Genomic DNA, 17454 nt, shown 5'->3' with positions numbered 1-17454 from the left:
AGTTAGACTAAACTCCGCAGCACTTCCTCCCCCCTTGTTTTCAGGATAAGTACTTTGACAAACGTCTGCACCAGCGGCCTCGATGTCGGCTTTGCGTCCCTGGATTACCTGCAAATCGGCATCCTGGGCATCATTCAAGGCATCACAGAATTGTTGCCTGTGTCTTCCACCGCCCACATGCGCATCGTGCCCGCCCTGCTCGGCTGGCCGGATCCGGGCTCGGCGTTTTCCGCCGCCATGCAATTGGCTGCATTGGCCGCAGTGGTCAGTTACTTCTGGAAGGATGTGCGCCAGGTCACGGTGGGCAGCATCAACGCGGTGCGCCAGGGTGACTACAACAACCAATGGTTCAAGTTGGCGGTGGCCATTGTGCTGGCGACGATTCCGATCGGTATCGCCGGGATTGCCTTGTCGTCGACGCTTAACTCGTGCAATTCGCCATTGCGCGGGCTGATGGTGATCGGGATTTCCTGCCTGGTGATGGCGGTGCTGCTGGCAGCGGCAGAACTCAGCGCGAGGCATAAGCGCACGGTGGGGGAAATGCGCCTGCGGGATGCATTGATTGTCGGCATTGCGCAGATCGGCGCGCTGATTCCAGGGGTTTCCCGCTCGGGCTCGACCCTGACTGCCGCCCTGTTCCTCAACTTCAAGCGTGAAGAAGCGGCGCGGTTTTCGTTCCTGCTGGGCTTGCCGGCGATCGCCCTGGCGGGCTTGAAGGAGCTGTGGTTGTTGTTCCACGCCGAGCTGCCGGCCCACGCCTGGCCGCATCTGATCTTTGGCCTGGTGGTTGCCAGCGTCTCGGCGTTCTTCGCAATCTGGGGCCTGATGAAGTTCCTGGAGCGGTTCTCCACCTGGCCGTTTGTGATTTACCGCGCAGTGCTGGGGGTATTCCTGATTGTGGCGGTGAGCACCGGATTCCTGTAGGAGCGAGCTTGCTCGCGATGGTCGTTAACGATGACGCGCCAAGATTGAATAAACGCGGTGCCTGGAAGTTTTTCGCGAGCAAGCTCGCTCCTACAGTTAAGGCGCGCGATCGGCCAGTTCTTCGAGCAAATCCGCTGACGGTATGAAGAACAGGCCGCCGGTGACCGCCGTGCTGAAGTCCAGCAGGCGGTCATAGTTGCCGGCCGGTCGACCGACAAACATATTCTCCAGCATCAATTCCAAAGGCTCCGGCGACCGCGCGTAGCCGATGAAATACGTACCAAACTCCCCCGCACCCGGTCGGCCGAAGGGCATGTTGTCCCGCAGGATCTTCACTTCCTCGCCGTCCTTGGTGATGGTGGTCAGCGCGCTGTGGGAATTGCTCGGTTTGGTCGCATCGTCGAGCTCGATGTCCGACAATTTGGTGCGCCCGATCACCCGTTCCTGCGCCTCCACCGACAATTCATTCCAGGCCTTCATGTTGTGCAGGTACTTCTGCACCATTACATAGCTGCCGCCGCTGAAATCCGGGTCCTCATCACCGACGATGGTGAAACCCACCGCCTTGCGCCCTACCGGGTTCTCGGTGCCGTCGACAAAACCGATGATGCTGCGCATGTCGAAGTAACGGAAACCCTGGACCTCATCCACCACCGTCACCGCGTCCCCCAGCGCCGCCATCAACTGGGTGGCCAACTCAAAACACAGGTCCATCTGCTCGGCACGAATGTGCAGCAGGATATCCCCCGGCGTGGCCGGCGCCAGGCGCCCTGCCACACCCACTTCCTTGAACGGATGCAACGCTGCCGGACGCGGGCCGCCGAACAGTGCGTCCCACGCCTTCGAGCCAAAACCTGCAACACACGTCAGGTTGCCGGCTGGCACACGCTTGCCGACCGAGCGCACCAGGCCTGCAATATCGGCGCACCAACTGCGTACTGCCTCGGCTGAATCGCTGCCGGGAGCCAGGGTGGCAACCATGAAAATGGCGCTGCTGGTGATCGGGCTGCAGACGGATTGGGGTTCGAGGTTCTGATCGGTTGGGGTTGTCATTGGAAGGTCCACGGGTGGCGGTCGGGATTTCAACGACGGCAGATTAGCAGACCGCCAAAACCCTGTGGGAGCTGTCGAGCTTTAGCGAGGCTGCGAAGGCGGCAGCAAGGTCAACATTGATGTTGCCTGACCCACCGCTATCGCAGCCTCGCTAAAGCTCGACAGCTCCCACACTGGATTTTCGTTTATGCGCCACTTGCGCATCGCCTACGGACAAAACCTGCAACAGGCACTCCCCTCCTCCTGCTTCTCGATGGTAGTGTGTGAAATTGTTTCTGACCTTTCGATCAGACATTTCTCACTCACTCCCTGCAAAGGAATGCCCTCAGCAATGGATTTTTCCCTCAAGCAACTGGCCGTAGCCACCCTGATGGCGGCCAGCCTTTCGGTGTTCACCACCCAGGCTCAAGCCAACCTCACCCCACAACAGAACGCCGTCATCCTGAAGACCTTCAGCGATGCCTCGGTCAAGGATTTCCGGCAGTTCCTCGCCAGCCTGGCCAAGAGTGATGTGGCCAAGAGCGACAACCTCGGCCCGGCCATCAGTGCCTTCCTAGACAACAAGGACCTGAGCGCTGACCAGCAGAACGAAATTCACCGCCTGCTGGGCCTGTATGCGCGGGTGAAGTACGGCGCAGCCGCCACCGAAACCCTGCGCGAGTTGGTGGAGATTCCGACCTTCCAGGTAGCCGGTGTGGCTCAGCATGACAACCCCGAGTTCATCAAGATCGCCGCCAAGATCAAGAGCCTCGCCGAGTCGTTCAACCTGAATTTCCGCAATATCGACAACCGCGTCTACGAGATTTCCCTGGAAGGCAGCGGCGATGAAGTGGTCGGTATCCACGCCCACGCCGATGTGGTGCCGGTAACCCCGGAGAACTGGGTGCTGAAAGACGGCACCAGGCTCGACCCGTTCAAGGTCACGCTGATCGGCGACCGCATGTATGGCCGCGGCACCGAGGATGACAAGAACGGCATCGTGGTGGCGATGTACGCGATGAAGGTGATCAAGGAAGAGAAGCTGCCCCTGGCGCGCAATTTCAAGCTGCTGGTGGACACCACCGAGGAAACCTCCGGCGACGCGATCCCGTACTATTTCGAACACAACCCAACGCCTAACTACAACCTGGCGCTGGATGGCGGCTACCCGGTGGTGATCGCCGAGAAAGGCTACGGCACGGTCATGGCCAAGTTCCCCAAGCGCAAGGCTGAAGGCAAAGGCGCAGAAATCATCTCGATGACCGGCGGCAAGGCCACCAACCAGATTCCGTCGGCATCGGTGGTGACATTGCTCAGCGACAAGCCCGCCGAACTGGCCGCCAGCCTGCAAAAGGCCGGCAGCGAGTACGCCAAGCGCAATGGCGGCGACTTCGAAGTGGCGGCCAAAGTGGTCGGCAAGGACGTGCAGTTGACCGTCACCGGCGTGTCCGCCCACTCCTCCGAACCGCAATCCGGGGTGAACCCGGTCGCCCGGGTGCTCGACTTCCTCAACAGCCTCGACGGCAAGGTGGCGCTCAAGCACAACCAGTTCACCGACGCCGCGCGTTACGCCGCCAACAACTGGGGCCTGGATTACCTGGGCGGCAAGCTGGGCGTGGGCTTCTCCGATGCGTTCATGGGGCCGCTGACCACCTCGCTGACCTATGTGGGCGAGGACGACAACACCTTCAAGCTGGCAGTCAACCTGCGGGTACCGAAGGGCAAGTCGCCGCAAGTGCTCAAGGCTGAAATCGCCGACAAGCTGGCAGCCTGGACCAAGAAAAACCACGTGGCCGTGAGTTTTGACTACTCGATCGCCGAGCCGATGTACCGCAACCCTGAAGGCGAGTGGGTCAAGGCGCTGCTGGCGGTGGCCAGCGAGAACCTGGGCATGGAGCACAAGTACGGTACTTCGGCCGGCGCCACCTCCGTGCATGAGTTGCCCAACGGCGTGCAGTTCGGCCTGGCGCGGCCAGAGGTCAAGTACACCGGCCATACCGACAACGAGTTCAAGACCGTCGACCAGTTCCTGCTGGACCTGCAGATCGTCACTGAAATGATGGGCCGCATCGGGCAACTGCCGAAGCTCTGAGTAACCTTTCAGGCCCGCCGCCCTGGCGGGTCTACCAAGCGATACGCCACCCCTTCGACGCCCGCCGCTGCGCCAGGAACCGCGCATACCGCCCTTGGCGGGCCGTCAACTGTTCAGGCGTGCCCTGCTCCACGACCCGCCCCTCGTCGAGCACCACGATCTGGTCAGCCATCACCACCGTCGACAACTGATGCGCGATCACGATCAACGTGCACTTGCCGCGCAGGCGCGCCAGGGTGTCGGCGATGATCGCCTGGTTTTCCGCGTCCAGTGCCGCAGTGGCTTCGTCCACCAGCAGGATCGGCGCGCCCTTGATCAACGCACGGGCGATGGCGACACGCTGACGCTCGCCACCGGACAGGCGTGCCCCGCCCTCACCCACCGTGGTCGACAGGCCCATGGGCAGGCGCTCGATAAGCTCTTGCACACCAGCCTGCCGCGCGGCCTCCAGTACTTGCGCGTCGCTGGCGTCGGGTTTGCCGAGGCGAATGTTGTCGGCGACGCTGCCCTGGAACAGGTAGGTATCCTGGAAGATCTGGCTGATCTGCGCGTTGAGTTGCTCGCCGGACATCTGCCGCACGTCCACGCCCCCGACACACACCTGGCCCTGGCTGACCTCGAAAAACCGTGCGACCAGGCGCAATAGCGTGGTCTTGCCCGAGCCGGAAGCCCCCACCAGCGCGGTCATGCTGCCGGGCTCGATACGCAGGCTCACCCCCCGCAGCACGTCCCTGGGACCGGCCGGGCGTCGAAAACTCACGTCAAACAGTTCCACCGAGGCATCCCGTGGAGATTGCGGCGCGCCCGGCTCCTTCAGCGGCGAAGCAGCGAGGATCTCGCGCACCGCCTCAAGTTGCCCGCCAGCACCGCGCAACGTCTCGCCATAGCCGGCCACCTCCAGCAGCGGGTCAATGAAGCGGCTGACCAGCAACAGCGACACCATCACCGCAATCACCGAGCCCACGTGCAAGGCATTCCCCAGGTACGCGTCAAGCCACAGCGCGGCGGCAATCAACAACGCGGCGAATACCATCTGCACAAGCCACATATTCAGCAGCACCGAGGTCGCCGACAGAAGAATCAAGCGTGCCCCGGTCGCATGCTGCTGCTCAATCGCCCGTTGCAGGAACACCGTACTGCCGCCACCACTGAACGCGCGCAACACCGACTGCGACTGGGCGAACTCCAGCATGCGCTGGCTGGTCTCGGCCGAACTACGCTGGAACGCCCGGTCGGCACGCCGCCCCAGCCGCGCATTGAACCAAAATGCAGCGCCGAGCAGCGGCAGCGCGACTAACGCAATGAGCCCCATTTTCCAGTTCAGCACAAACAGCGCGAGCACCAGCACCAATGGCGTCACCACGCCGCTGAGCACCGGCGTAAACACATGGGCGGGCAACTGGGCCACGGCCATCATGCCTTGGGTCACCACATGGTTGAGTCGCGCGGTGTTATCGGGCGTGAACCAGCCCACAGGCAATCCGGCCACATGATCGCCGATGCGCTGACGACCGCCTTGCAGCACCGCCACACCCACCGCGACACCGGCCTTTTCGACTTCTCGCCGCGTAGCCCAACACGTCGCCACCGCTGCCAGAAACACCACCAGCCACAGCGCCGCTTCGGCAAGATCACCGTTGAGCATGTCGGTCAGCACCGGCACCAGCGCAGCGATGGTCAGCCCGCACAACGCGCCGTAGAACACCACCTTGCCGACATAGCGATGCAACACCGGGACGTCGTCGCCCAACAGTTCGATAAAGGTTTTCAGCATGTCGGCAGCGCCTGTTCACGGGTCTGTTTGTAACCGCCCGACGCCCACAGGCTTGCGTAGCGGCCTTCCTGTGCGATCAGTCGAGGATGGTTACCCTGCTCAACGATGCGACCGTTTTCCAGCACGATGATGTGGTCGGCGTGCATCACCGTATCGAGGCGGTGGGCGATCACCAGCAGCGTGCGGCCCTGGGCAAAACGCGAGAGCGCCTCCTGGATCGCCACCTCGTTCCCGGCATCGGCGGCGGCCGTGGGCTCATCCAGCACCAGCACCGGGGGTGCCAGCAATACCGCACGGGCGATGCTGATGCGCTGCTGCTCGCCACCGGACAGCTGCGCGTCCTCACCGATCACCGAGGCGTAGCCCCGGGGCAAGCCGATGATGCACTCATGGATATTCGCGGCGCGTGCGGCCGCCTCGATTTCCTTCTGGCTGGCCCTGGGCCGGCCGAGGGCGATGTTTTCGGCAACGCTGGCATGAATCAAGCGCACCTCCTGCAGCACAAAACCGATCAGGCTGTAGAGCTGCGCGGTCTCGATCTGTCGCAGGTCGACGCCGCCCAGGGTGATACGCCCCTCGGTCGGATCGAAAAAACGCAGCAGCAGGCGCGCCAGGGTCGACTTGCCCGAGCCCGAGGCGCCGACGATGGCGGTCACGGTGCCGGGCTTGAGGGTGAAGCTGATATCCGACAGCACAGGGTGCTGCGGGTGGTAGGCGTAGCCGAGGTGTTCGACGCGCACTTCGGCGTCCTTGGGCAGCCGCTCGGACCCCGGGGCCACCTGCGCCAGCACCGGTGTCGCCAGGAGTGCCTGCATACGTTCGGCGGCACCCACGGCGTTGTTCAGATCGTGGGTGATGTAACTCAGCAGCATCAGCGGCGCGCAAATACCCGGCGCGACAATGGCAAATGGCAGCACGTCGACGGCCTCAATCCAGCCAAGACTCACAAATACCAGGCCGAACGTCAGCACCATTGCGAGCACGGTCACCGGGGCGATCATCGCGTTGGCATTGGCCATCGTCCCCACCAGCGGCCGGGTGAACTCAACGAACGCCTCGCTGAAATCATCCACTGCCTCACGGTAACTCGCGTGGGCCTTGCCGGTCGCGCCGAAGGCCTTGACCACCGGAATGCCGTTGACGAACTCGACCACCGCGTTATTGACCCGGGTCATGCGCTCGACAAAGGAGCCCATGTTGCTGCCGCTGGCTTTCATCGCCCTGGCAAAGAACAGGAAAAACCCCGGAAACGGCAGCAGCGAGACCAGCGCCATGCGCCAGTCGACCGTGAACAGATAGACCACCGCCAGCAAGACTGCCCCGGCGCAGCGGCCCACGGTGGTATAGAAATGCGCCGTCAGGCTATGCAAGGTGCCGATGTCGTCCTGCAGCGCCTGCTTGACCTCACCGGACGCCCGCTCGGTGAACCAGCCCAGCGGCACCTGGCTCAGACGCTCGGCGATGGCCAGGCGCAAATGGCGAGTGATGTGGTTGTCGGCCAGATGCGCCACGGCCTCGGCAACCGTCATCAACAACATGCCCGCGAACAGGCTCGCCAGGCTGACGGTGATGGTCAACCACACCTCGCCCGATGCCTGGGCAATCGACGGCTCGCCGAGGGCGATCCTGGCGATATGCACGATGCCGCCCAGCGGCACCAGCGTCAGCATGCTGCCCACACCGGCCAGCAGTGCGGCGGCGATCAGTCGCGCGCGTACCGGCCGCAATACCTGCGAGACCGCGCCCCGGCCCCTGGGTTTGGCCGCAGCCGTATCCCTGTTACTCATGAAGTCTCCCTGACTGAATGAGCTTTTGCTCGCCCTTACCTTATCTTCCGAACGAGCAGCCAAAACCCTCAACCGGAACCGGAAATAATTTTCAGGCAGGGGCGCTGACGGTCACCCAGTAGCGGGTGCGCCGGATCACCTGTATTGGCAACGCAGCCGCCAGGTTGTCCAGGGCGAGGTCGGTATCGGCCAGGTGCAACACGCCGCTGACCCGCAGCATGGCCACCTCCGGCGCACAACGCAGCACACCCGGACGGTAGCGCGCCAGTTCGGCGACCAGCTCATCGAGCCGCGTACCGTCGGCCACCAACAGGCCCTTGACCCAGGCGACGCTGCGGTCTGTCACCTGCGCGATGGGTTTCACCTGATTCCTGGAAATGCTCGCGCCGTGGCCGGCATCCACCCGCACGCCCGCGCCGTGTGCGGGCTGCACCTGCACGGCGCCTTCCAGCACCGCCAACCGGCAACTGTCGTCGCATTGGCGCACGCTGAAACGTGTGCCCAGGGCCTGAAGCAGGCCTTGGCGCGTCTGCACCCGAAACGGCCGGGGTGAAGGCGCGGTGGTGATGAACACCTCGCCGGCCCGCAGCAGTACCAGGCGCTGGTGGTCGTCGAACTGCACGTCAATCGCCGAGGCAGACGCCAGCACCACGCGGGTGCCGTCGGGTAATGCGACCTCGCGAACTTCTCCGGTGCGGGTGCTGTGCCCGGCACTCGCCAGTTGCCAGGTGTCGGTGCGGCGCACGCCGTAGGCGAGGCTGCCGGCTGCGACCAACAGGCCCAGCAGTCGCAGGGTACTGCGCCGGTTGAGGGAGTCGGGGGCAGCGGGTTCGGCCAGGGTGTGTTTGGCTACTGGCGCCGGTACGCTGTGGAGTTTTTGCTCGAAGCCCAGCAGGCGGGTCCATGCCAGTTCGTGGTGGGGGTGTTCGGCGCGCCAGCGCAGGCAGTTGGCGTGGTCATCCTCGCTGGCGTCATCGGCCCACAGGCGGGCCATCCAGGCGGTGGCGCGCTCGATGATAGCGGGGGAAATGGGCTGCTCGATCGACATCGCGACGGGTCAGCCGTGCAGGGTCTGGTAGCAGGCCAACAGGCCGGCGGCGATGTATTTTTCTACCGAGGAGATGGAGACTTGCAGTTGGGCGGCGATCTCGCGGTAGCTCAGGCCGTCGAGCTTGCACAGCAACAGGGCCTGGCGGGCCTTGGGTGGGAGACTGTGCAGGGCGGCGTCGATTTCGATCAGGGCTTCGATGGCCAGGGCGCGGGTTTCTTCATCGGCGGCGCGGGTTTCGGGTAACAGGGTCAGGGCTTGCAGGTAGGCGGATTCGATCTGGCGGCGGCGGTAGAGGTCGATGACCAGGCCGTTGGCGATCTGGGTGAGGTGGCGCCGGGACTCGCCGGTGGGCGGGAGTTGGCCCTTGCGCATGAGTTGCAGGTAGACGTCGTGGGCGAGGTCGGCGGCGTCGAACGCGTTGCCCAGCTTATTGCGCAACAGGGTGCGTAGCCAGCTGTTGTGGTCGACGTATAGATTTTCAACCTGGCGTTGAAAGGCGAACTGTCCGATGTTCACAAACCTCTCCTTTTACCCAATGGTCCCGGGAGTGCTGGGGCATTGGGTTGTTGGTAACAGTTTGCAAGACTATCGGCTCTGGGGCGTGGGTGCAATGCGGGGGGTTGGGGGGCTGAGGTGTACATATCCGTTATTTTTGTAACGGCCACGATTGGTTCCGCTCTTACAGCGGCTCACTTTTGAAGAGCGCAAAAGTAAGCAAAACGCTCTTGCCCCACCACTCGGCACCTCGCCTAGGCTCGGTGTGCCCTCAGCTCCGGTAGCACGAAGCGGGCCGCCGCGACGGGGCGTCCCTGCCCCGTCGCGGCTAAACCGGCGTCCTGCCGGTTTACCCGCTCCGTACTACCTGCGTTCGGCCAGCGTGGTTTAACGGGGCGCCTAAGATCAAAATCAAAAGCAGATCAACAGCACAGCGGCCTACAGGCCGGCTTGAGTGTGGTGAAGCAAAAGCCAAATCAAAATCTAAAGCCAGAGCGGGCACGGTCCTACTGTGGGAGCTGGCTTGCCTGCGATGGCATCACCTCGGTGTATCTGATGTACCGAGTTGTCTGCATCGCAGGCAAGCCAGCTCCTACAGAAAAGCAGCTTTTGCCTTTGCTTCACCACACTCAGGTCGGCTTTCAGGCCGCCGTGCTGTTGATCTTGATCTTGCTCTTGATCTGACTGCCCCATTCAGCCCGAGGCCGAACGCAGGGATTGAGGAGCGGGTAAACCGGCAGGACGCCGGTTTAGCCGCGACGGGGCAGGGACGCCCCGTCGCGGCGGCCCGCGGAGCAATCCCGGAGTGAGGGAACACCGAGCCTACGCGAGGTGCCGACAGGCGGGGCAGAGCCCTTTGCTTACTTTGGGGCTTTTCCAAAGTGAGTCGCTGTAAGAGCGAAACCATAGGCGGCCGTTACCTAAATAACGGATATGTCCCCCGATCAATGCGCAATACACACCGACTTCAACTCGGTATAAGCCTCGATCACCGCCCGCCCAAACTCCCGTCCCATCCCCGATTGCTTCACCCCGCCAAACGGCATCGCCGGGTCCAGCAGCACATGCGCATTCACCCAAACCGTCCCCGCCTCGATCCGCGGCACCAGGTTCATCGCCTTACCCAAATCATTGGTCCAAAGGCTCGCCGCCAACCCATAACGATTGTCGTTGGCCAGAGCAATCACCGCATCCTCATCATCAAACGCCATGACCCCCAACACCGGCCCAAACACCTCCTCCCGGGCCACGGCCATCCCATGATCGATATCCGCCAAAATCGTCGGCCGCACATAAAACCCCTCACCCACCACCTCATCCCCACCGATCACCACCCGCGCCCCTTCAGCCCGAGCCTGCTCGATATGCCGCAAAACCCCCTGCTGCTGCTTGCGCGACACCAACGGATTAATCGCCGCCGAACCATCCATCCCGGCCCCCAACGGCATCGCCGACACCGCCGCCGCCAACCCCTCGACAAACCTGTCGTAAACCGACCGATGCACATAAAAGCGCGAAGCCGCCGCACACACCTGCCCGTTGTTCAGCAACCCACCCAGGATCGCCCCCTGGATCGCCTTATCAATATCGGCATCCGCCAACACAATCATCGGGTTCTTGCCCCCCAATTCCAGGGCAAACCGCGTCATGTTCTCCATGCACGCCACACCCACACTCTTGCCCACCGCAGTCGAACCGGTAAACGACACCTTGCTCACCAACGGATGAGAAGTCAGCACGCCCCCCACCGACGCCCCGCCTCCGGTCACAACGTTGAATACCCCGGCCGGAATCCCCGCCTCCAACGCCAGCTCCGCCAGACGCATCGCCGTCAACGGTGTCTCCATCGCCGGCTTGATGATCACCGTGCACCCGGTGGCCAACGCTGGCATCAACTTCCAGGCCGCAATCAGCAGCGGGAAGTTCCACGGCACGATGCCCACCACCACCCCCACCGGCTCGCGCTTGGTGAACGCGGTGAACTTCGCCCCCGGCGGCAACGGGATCGACACGTCAAAGGTCTGCCCTTCGATCTTGGTCGCCCAACCCGACATGTAGCGCATGAACTCCACCGTGGCGTTCAAGTCCAGCCCCCGCGCCAGGTTGATCGACTTGCCCTGGCTCAACGTTTCCAGCTGCGCCAGTTCCTCGGCATGGGCCTCAACCAGCGCGGTGAAGTTCAGCAAAATCCGCTCCCGGTCAGCCGGGCGCAAACCCGACCACACCCGGGACTTGAAGGCCGCATGGGACGACTGCACCGCCTGCTCCACCACGTGCAGCGGCGCGTCCAGGGTTTCGCACAGGGTTGCCCCGGTGGCCGGGTTGACCACCTTGATGTGCTCGCCTTCGGCAAACACCCACTGGCCATCGATAAAGCAGCCATGGCGGCGGTCGAGGAATGCAGCCACCTGCGGCAGGATTTCAACGTTGCTCATGATTCACCTGTATTCACTGTTGTTCTTTGAGAAAGCAGGCGACCGCTTGGCGATCGTCGGCCGAAGCCAGGCCCATGTAGGGCATGTAGGTGCCGGGCACAAACGCCTGGGGTTGGGTGATGAATTGCGCGATGGTCTCGGCTTGCCACTCGACGTTTTTGTCACGCATCGCCTGGGAATAGCTGAAGCCCGCCAGGGAGCCGGATTTGCGCCCGTAAACGCCGGCCAGGTTTGGCCCCATCATCGTCGCGCCGCCCTTGGTGACCGCGTGGCACACGCTGCATTCGTTGGCAAATACCTGGGCACCGTGACCCGTGTCGGGAGCGCATTCGGCGGCGAACGCGCTGTGGGCGAGGGCCAGCGACAGCACGCCGGCCAGGGACAATCTGTGTGCAGTGAACATAGAAAAACGACCTTGGAAACCATCGAAGTTGCCGACGATTGTCAGGGCTCAAGGTCGCCTGGGTTTTGCCCTGCGTGCCAGTCGTGTTGGCTGGGCTGCCAAACCGTGGATTCTGGCAAGCACAGTCAAGTCTTTGGCAACCAGACAAAAGGCACGTCACTTCGCCAGCATTAGTATCGCGGCAGACCCCAACCCTGTGGTCATGAACAAGAATGGATGCCACACCATGCTCAAGTCCCCCTTGCTTCGTCTCTCGACCCTCGCGCTGATGATCGGCGCCAACCAAGCCGGCGCCTATGAGTTGTACGCCGATGACAGCAGTCACCTGAACGCCACCCTGGAGGCGGTCTTCGGTGCCTTCCACAGCCAGCAGAACTACGCCCCCTCCGGTCGCCTGGCCAAAGGTTCCTCGTCCTGGCGCGAGGGCTACATCAAGTACGGCCTGAGCTTCGACAAAAGCTTCAGCGGCGCCGGCACCACCTATGGCGCGGCCAACCTGCTGAGCTCCGGCACCTGGGGCGACGGCGATGCCGCAGGCTTCAGCGACGGCACGGAGCGCACCACCAAATTCGAAGACGCCTACCTCGGCTGGCGCTCGGGCAAGCTGTTCGAGGCCCTGGGCGAGAATGGCGTGGACCTGTCCTTCGGCCGCCAGAACATCGTGGTCGGCGACGGCTTCCTGATCGACGGCGACGCGCTGAACTTCGGCAAGGGCGTGGCCGACGGCGACATGAATCGCGGCGGCGGCTACTACATCGCTGCCCGCAAAGCCTTCGACGAGACCGCCGTACTGCGCCTGGGCGGCAAGGAAGGCTGGCGCAGCGACCTGATGTGGCTCAAGTCCGACAACCGTGCCCAGGCCAAGACCGAGATGTACGTCGCCACCCTCGAACACGTGGCCACCGAAGGCACCGTGGGGCTGACGTACATCGACACCACCGACGTCGACAAGCAATACGCCTCCCCCACGCAGCTGGAGCGGGACGGCATGAAGACCTACAGCCTGCGGGCCACGGGGAATGCCGGGGTGACCAACCTGTTCCTGTCCGGCGAGTATGCCTGGCAGGACAAGCCCCACACCGGCAACGAAGACGCCTGGTACCTGGAAGCCGGCTGGACCTTTGCCGACGTGGCCTGGACACCGTATGTGAGCTACCGCTACAGCCGTTTCTCGGAAGGTTTCGACCCGCTGTTCTACGGTTTCAGCCGTGGCTACGGCACCTGGTTCCAGGGTGAAGTGGCGGGCAACTACGCCGGGCCGTTCAACAACAACTCGCGCATCCAGAACGTCACGTTCAAGGTCTCGCCCCTGGAAAACCTCAGCGTCGGCGCGGTGCTGTTCGACTTCAAGACCATCGACCGCAACCTCGGCAACAACGACGGCCACGAGCTGGACGTGTATGCCGAATGGCACGTCAACGAACACCTGACGGTGATGCCGCTGATCGGCCTGTACCAGCCGGACAAGAGCGCCGACCAGGGCGGCACGCAGCTGGGCAACCACGATAAAAACCTCTACAGCCAAGTGGTGTTCGCCACTAACTTCTAAGCCCGGCCGGGGCGGTGGCACCGCCATCGCCTCGCCTGGCCAAGGCCTTCGCCATGCACAAGAAATTCCTCACGATACAGAGCAAGATCGCCCTGCTCGCCGGCCTCTGCCTGTTGCTGGTGGTCGGCCTGCTGATGAGCCTGTCGCTGTACCAGACCCACCAAAGCAGCCAGCACGTGGCCCAGGCCAGCAGTGAGATGCTCGCCGCCGCCGCCACGGAACACATGCAGGCCCTGGGGCAAGTACAGGCCATGCAGGTGCAACGCACCTTCACGCAAACCCACGAATACGGCCAGGGCTTGTCGCGCTATGTGCTGTACCTGCGGCAACTGCAACAACAGGGCAAGCTGACCCGCCCACAATTGCGCCAGGAGCTGAATACCCAGCTGCACCAGGCCCTGATCGACAAGCCCGACCTGCTCGGGATTTATCTCATTTTTGAAGCCAATGCCCTGGACGGGGACGATGCCCACTTCGTCGACCAGGCCGCCGTGGGCAGCAACGAGGCCGGGCGCTTTGCCCAATATTGGGTACAAGCTTCACCGGGTGAGCTGACAGCGGTGGTCGGCGACGAAGCGTTGCTGGCCAACACCTCCCCCGGCCCCAGCGGCGCACCGTACAACGCCTTCTACACCTGCGCCCGCGACACCGCCAAGGCCTGCGTACTGGAGCCGTATTTCGACGAGGCTTCCGGCAGCCGCAAGCTGGTGACCAGCATTGCGTTCCCGCTGATGGAACACGGCAAGGTGATTGCGGTGGTCGGCCTGGACATCAACCTGGCGGCCTTGCAACAGGCCAGCCAGACCAGCGCCGGGCAACTGTTCGACGGCCACGGGCAAGTCAGCATCGTCAGCCCCAAGGGGGTCATTTCCGCCTACAGCGAGGATGCCAGCCACCTGGGGCAGCCGATCAGCACCGTGATGCCGGACGGTCCCCAGATACTGGACGCACTGCGCCAAGGGCAGCCGCAAACCTTTGTCGACCAACAACAGATCAAGCTGCTTGAGCCACTGGCACCGATTGCCGGCGCCGCGCCGTGGGGCGTGCTGGTGGGTGTGCCGCAGTCGGTGCTGTTGGCGCCGGTCACGGCGCTGCAACAGCAACTCGATGCCCAAGGGGTGAAAAGCACCGCGCTGGAACTGCTGCTGGGCGGCGGCTCGGCCCTGCTCGGCTTGTTGTTGATCTGGTACGCGGCCTTGCGCATTACCCGCCCGCTGCAAACCCTGACCCGAGTGATGGAGGATATTTCCCGGGGCGAAGGCGACCTGACACGGCGCCTGGAAGTGCAGTCCCGTGATGAAATCGGCCAATTGGCCAGTGCGTTCAACCGTTTTGTCGAACGCATCCACCAGTCGATCCGCGAAGTGTCTTCGGCGGGGCTTGGGGTCAACCAGGTGGTCAAGCGCGTGCTGCTGGCCTCGAATTCCTCGCTGAACAACTTCGACGAACAGGCCACCCGCACCAACAGCGTCGCGGCGGCGATCAATGAGCTGGGCGCCGCCGCCCAGGAAATCGCCCGCAACGCTTCCGACGCCTCGCAACAAGCCTCCGGCGCCCGGCAACAGGCCGAAGACGGGCGCCAAGTGGTGGAGCGTACGATTGCAGTGATGAATGAGCTGTCGGGCAAGATCAGTGCCTCGTGTGTGCATATCGATGCGTTGAATCACAAGACAGTGAACATCGGGCAGATCCTGGAAGTGATCAAAGGCATCTCCCAGCAGACCAACCTCCTGGCGCTGAACGCCGCCATTGAAGCCGCCCGGGCCGGGGAAGCCGGGCGCGGGTTTGCGGTGGTGGCCGACGAGGTGCGCAGCCTGGCGTATCGCACCCAGGAGTCGGCGCTGGAAATTCAGCAGATGATCGAAGAGCTGCAAGTGGGTGCCCGGGAATCCGTCAATACCATGACCGAGAGCCAGCAGCACAGCGAGGAAAGCGTGAGCATTGCCAACCTGGCGGGCACGCGGTTGGCCAGCGTGACGTTGCGCATTGGCGAGATTGATAACGTCAACCAGTCGGTGGCGGCTGCGACCGAGGAGCAGACGTCGGTGGTGGAGGCGCTGAATGTCGACATTACCGAAATCAATATGCTGAACCAGGCTGGGGTGGAAAACCTGCAATCGACGTTGCAGGCCTGTACCGAGCTTGAGCGTGAGGCAGAGCGCCTCAATCAGCTGGTGGGCAGCTTCCGCATCTGACCCTGTAGGAGCCGGCTTGCCGGCGATGCAGACAACTCGGTCCTTCAGATACACCGAAGCGATGCGATCGCCGGCAAGCCAGCTCCTACAGTCGGGCGCTGGCATGCTCGATCCGGTGAAACAGCCGATTGAAGTACACCAGGCTATCGCCCTGCCCCCGTACCCCGACCCGCGACAACTCCACGAACATCACCGAATGCGAGCCCACTTCCTTGCATTCACTGATGCGCCCTTCCAGCTGCACCAGCGCATCCCGCAGCACTGGCACGCCCGCCTCACCACCGTCCCAGAGGTCCCAGGCAAACCGTTCGGCCATGGGCACCTGGGTCATCCCGGCAAAATGCCGCGCCAGCTCTTCCTGTTCCCCGCACAGCACGTTCACGCACAACTGCCCATTGGTGCGGAACACATCATGGGTCGCGCTGCTGCGGTTCACACACACCAGCACCGTGGGCGGCGAATCCGTCACCGAACACACCGCACTCGCCGTGATCCCGCAACGCCCGCCGGGGCCGTTGGTGGTGATGATGTTCACCGCGGCCGGCAGTTGCGCCATGGCGTTGCGAAAGTCGATTTGCTGCTGGCTCAGGTCGGCCATGTCGGTGCCCCTTAACGATCCGTGGGTGATGCAACCAGACTAAGGCGTCACGCATGGCGCGACCATTCAGACGATCCCCATGCCGACTAGGTGGTTTCTTTATCGTCAGGGCCGTTCACACTGGGTATTCTGCTGGCAAGGCTCCATAGATGAGCCAATGTCCGCCGCTGCGTGCCTGCGTGCGAAAACAATAATTAGAAATTCTCGTGGCAGCCCCTGATGGAAAATCGCACACCGATCGTTTACATCGTTGATGACGACAAAGACCTGCGTACCTCGCTGGCCTGGCTGCTGGAGTCGGTCAGCGTAAAGGCCCAGTGCTTTGCCGGCGCCGAAGAGTTCCTCGAACACTACGACCCACGCCAACCCGCGTGCCTGGTACTGGACGTGCGCATGCCGCAAACCAGCGGCTTCCAGTTGCAGGACATCCTCAACCGGCGCGGCAGTACCTTGCCGACCATCTTCGTGTCGGCCCACGGCGACATCCCGATGTCGGTCACGGCGATGAAAAACGGCGCACTGGATTTCGTCGAGAAACCCTATAACCCGCAACAGATGATCGACCGCATCCAGGCCGCGCTGAAGACCGCCGTGCAGGCCCAGGCCGACCAGGAACAGCGCGAGCACCTGCAAGGCAAGCTGGCGCTGCTGACCAGCCGCGAGCGGGAAGTGTTGATGCTGGTGGTGGATGGCAAGGCGAGCAAGGTGATTGCTCGCGAGCTGAACATCAGCGTGAAGACCGTTGACGTGCACCGCACCAAGATCAAGGAAAAGATGGGCGTGACCAGCATTGCCATGCTGGTCCGCGAGGTGTTGTACCCGTAGGGCGCGATGAATGAATGTGGGAGCTGTCGAGCCTTGGCGAGGCTGCGAAGGGATCGCTGCGGTGTGCCTGGGGTATCGAGTTGTTTGCATCGCAGGCAAGCCAGCTCCCACAATTGACCTCATTCCAATGTGGGAGCTGTCGAGCCTTGGCGAGGCTGCGATGGGATCGCTGCGGTGTGCCTGGGGTATCGAGTTGTCTGCATCGCAGGCAAGCCAGCTCCCACAGTTGACCTCATTCCAATGTGGGAGCTGTCGAGCCTTGGCGAGGCTGCGATGGGATCGCTGCGGTGTGCC

13 protein-coding genes and 1 pseudogene are annotated in these 17454 nt (G+C 62.9%); 6 read left to right on the top strand and 8 right to left on the bottom strand.

The annotated features are described in order from the left end of the window. Nucleotides 1-54 precede the first annotated feature (54 nt). Nucleotides 55-924, top strand: a complete 870-nt coding sequence (locus V3W39_RS31690; protein WP_330214049.1) for an undecaprenyl-diphosphate phosphatase — start codon at nt 55-57, stop codon at nt 922-924. Between the two features lie 17 nt (nt 925-941). After that, a pseudogene (locus V3W39_RS31685) lies at nt 942-1022 on the top strand (outer membrane lipoprotein carrier protein LolA); the annotation flags it as partial. Here V3W39_RS31685 and V3W39_RS31680 read toward each other — a convergent pair. Continuing rightward, the gene (locus V3W39_RS31680; RefSeq protein ID WP_177115640.1) at nt 1021-1977 is read right to left on the bottom strand and encodes a Dyp-type peroxidase; all 957 of its coding nucleotides are present in this window, start codon (nt 1975-1977) and stop codon (nt 1021-1023) included. The pseudogene V3W39_RS31685 and the gene V3W39_RS31680 sit on opposite strands and share 2 nt — an antisense overlap. A gap of 331 nt (nt 1978-2308) precedes the next feature. On the opposite strand from V3W39_RS31680, the gene V3W39_RS31675 reads away from it, so the two are divergent. Further along, nucleotides 2309-4048 carry a dipeptidase gene (locus tag V3W39_RS31675; RefSeq protein WP_330214048.1) on the top strand — a complete coding sequence of 580 codons (1740 nt, stop codon included), beginning with the start codon at nt 2309-2311 and terminating at the stop codon, nt 4046-4048. 31 nt (nt 4049-4079) lie between these two features. Here V3W39_RS31675 and V3W39_RS31670 read toward each other — a convergent pair whose 3' ends face one another. From V3W39_RS31670 to V3W39_RS31645, 6 genes are all read right to left on the bottom strand, one after another. Then, nucleotides 4080-5822 carry an ABC transporter ATP-binding protein gene (locus V3W39_RS31670; protein ID WP_330214047.1) on the bottom strand — a complete coding sequence of 581 codons (1743 nt, stop codon included), beginning with the start codon at nt 5820-5822 and terminating at the stop codon, nt 4080-4082. Further along, nucleotides 5816-7609 (bottom strand): ABC transporter ATP-binding protein, encoded by a 1794-nt coding sequence (locus tag V3W39_RS31665; protein ID WP_330214046.1) that lies wholly within the window; start codon nt 7607-7609, stop codon nt 5816-5818. The genes V3W39_RS31670 and V3W39_RS31665 overlap by 7 nt, the downstream gene beginning before the upstream one ends. Nucleotides 7610-7700: 91 nt before the next feature. Next, nucleotides 7701-8657: a FecR domain-containing protein gene (locus V3W39_RS31660; RefSeq protein ID WP_330214045.1), complete on the bottom strand. Its 957-nt coding sequence runs from the start codon at nt 8655-8657 to the stop codon at nt 7701-7703. A 9-nt stretch (nt 8658-8666) separates the two neighbouring features. Further along, on the bottom strand, nt 8667-9176 hold the full coding sequence (locus V3W39_RS31655; protein WP_330214044.1) for a sigma-70 family RNA polymerase sigma factor: 510 nt from the start codon (nt 9174-9176) through the stop codon (nt 8667-8669). Between the two features lie 923 nt (nt 9177-10099). After that, nucleotides 10100-11590, bottom strand: coding sequence for an aldehyde dehydrogenase family protein (locus V3W39_RS31650; RefSeq protein WP_330214043.1), 1491 nt, complete (start codon nt 11588-11590; stop codon nt 10100-10102). Between the two features lie 13 nt (nt 11591-11603). Next, on the bottom strand, nt 11604-11993 hold the full coding sequence (locus V3W39_RS31645; protein WP_177078578.1) for a c-type cytochrome: 390 nt from the start codon (nt 11991-11993) through the stop codon (nt 11604-11606). A gap of 226 nt (nt 11994-12219) precedes the next feature. Here V3W39_RS31645 and V3W39_RS31640 point away from each other — a divergent pair, with 226 nt between their 5' ends. Beyond that, nucleotides 12220-13542, top strand: a complete 1323-nt coding sequence (locus tag V3W39_RS31640; protein WP_330214042.1) for a hypothetical protein — start codon at nt 12220-12222, stop codon at nt 13540-13542. A 53-nt stretch (nt 13543-13595) separates the two neighbouring features. Beyond that, the gene (locus V3W39_RS31635; protein ID WP_330214041.1) at nt 13596-15737 is read left to right on the top strand and encodes a methyl-accepting chemotaxis protein; all 2142 of its coding nucleotides are present in this window, start codon (nt 13596-13598) and stop codon (nt 15735-15737) included. A gap of 85 nt (nt 15738-15822) precedes the next feature. On the opposite strand, the gene hpaC is transcribed toward V3W39_RS31635, so the two are convergent. Beyond that, nucleotides 15823-16335, bottom strand: coding sequence for a 4-hydroxyphenylacetate 3-monooxygenase, reductase component (gene hpaC / locus V3W39_RS31630; protein ID WP_177048616.1), 513 nt, complete (start codon nt 16333-16335; stop codon nt 15823-15825). Between the two features lie 219 nt (nt 16336-16554). Here hpaC and V3W39_RS31625 point away from each other — a divergent pair, with 219 nt between their 5' ends. Further along, nucleotides 16555-17160 (top strand): response regulator transcription factor, encoded by a 606-nt coding sequence (locus V3W39_RS31625; protein ID WP_177048615.1) that lies wholly within the window; start codon nt 16555-16557, stop codon nt 17158-17160. Nucleotides 17161-17454 lie beyond the last annotated feature (294 nt).

This window comes from Pseudomonas sp. Z18(2022) (genome assembly GCF_036346535.1).
GTDB classification, from domain to species: Bacteria; Pseudomonadota; Gammaproteobacteria; order Pseudomonadales; family Pseudomonadaceae; genus Aquipseudomonas; species Aquipseudomonas yamanorum_A.
The sequence above is the reverse complement of the archived record's forward strand: the minus strand, read 5'-3'. Positions and strand labels throughout refer to the sequence as shown.

Excerpts from the sequence above, each read along its gene's own strand:
- V3W39_RS31680 (WP_177115640.1), bottom strand. The coding sequence starts at position 1,977 with ATGACAACCCCAACCGATCAGAACCTCGAACCCCAATCCGTCTGCAGC.
- V3W39_RS31625 (WP_177048615.1), top strand. The coding sequence starts at position 16,555 with ATGGAAAATCGCACACCGATCGTTTACATCGTTGATGACGACAAAGAC.
- V3W39_RS31665 (WP_330214046.1), bottom strand. The coding sequence starts at position 7,609 with ATGAGTAACAGGGATACGGCTGCGGCCAAACCCAGGGGCCGGGGCGCG.
- V3W39_RS31645 (WP_177078578.1), bottom strand. The coding sequence starts at position 11,993 with ATGTTCACTGCACACAGATTGTCCCTGGCCGGCGTGCTGTCGCTGGCC.
- V3W39_RS31640 (WP_330214042.1), top strand. The coding sequence starts at position 12,220 with ATGCTCAAGTCCCCCTTGCTTCGTCTCTCGACCCTCGCGCTGATGATC.
- V3W39_RS31670 (WP_330214047.1), bottom strand. The coding sequence starts at position 5,822 with ATGCTGAAAACCTTTATCGAACTGTTGGGCGACGACGTCCCGGTGTTG.
- hpaC (WP_177048616.1), bottom strand. The coding sequence starts at position 16,335 with ATGGCCGACCTGAGCCAGCAGCAAATCGACTTTCGCAACGCCATGGCG.
- V3W39_RS31650 (WP_330214043.1), bottom strand. The coding sequence starts at position 11,590 with ATGAGCAACGTTGAAATCCTGCCGCAGGTGGCTGCATTCCTCGACCGC.
- V3W39_RS31660 (WP_330214045.1), bottom strand. The coding sequence starts at position 8,657 with ATGTCGATCGAGCAGCCCATTTCCCCCGCTATCATCGAGCGCGCCACC.
- V3W39_RS31635 (WP_330214041.1), top strand. The coding sequence starts at position 13,596 with ATGCACAAGAAATTCCTCACGATACAGAGCAAGATCGCCCTGCTCGCC.
- V3W39_RS31675 (WP_330214048.1), top strand. The coding sequence starts at position 2,309 with ATGGATTTTTCCCTCAAGCAACTGGCCGTAGCCACCCTGATGGCGGCC.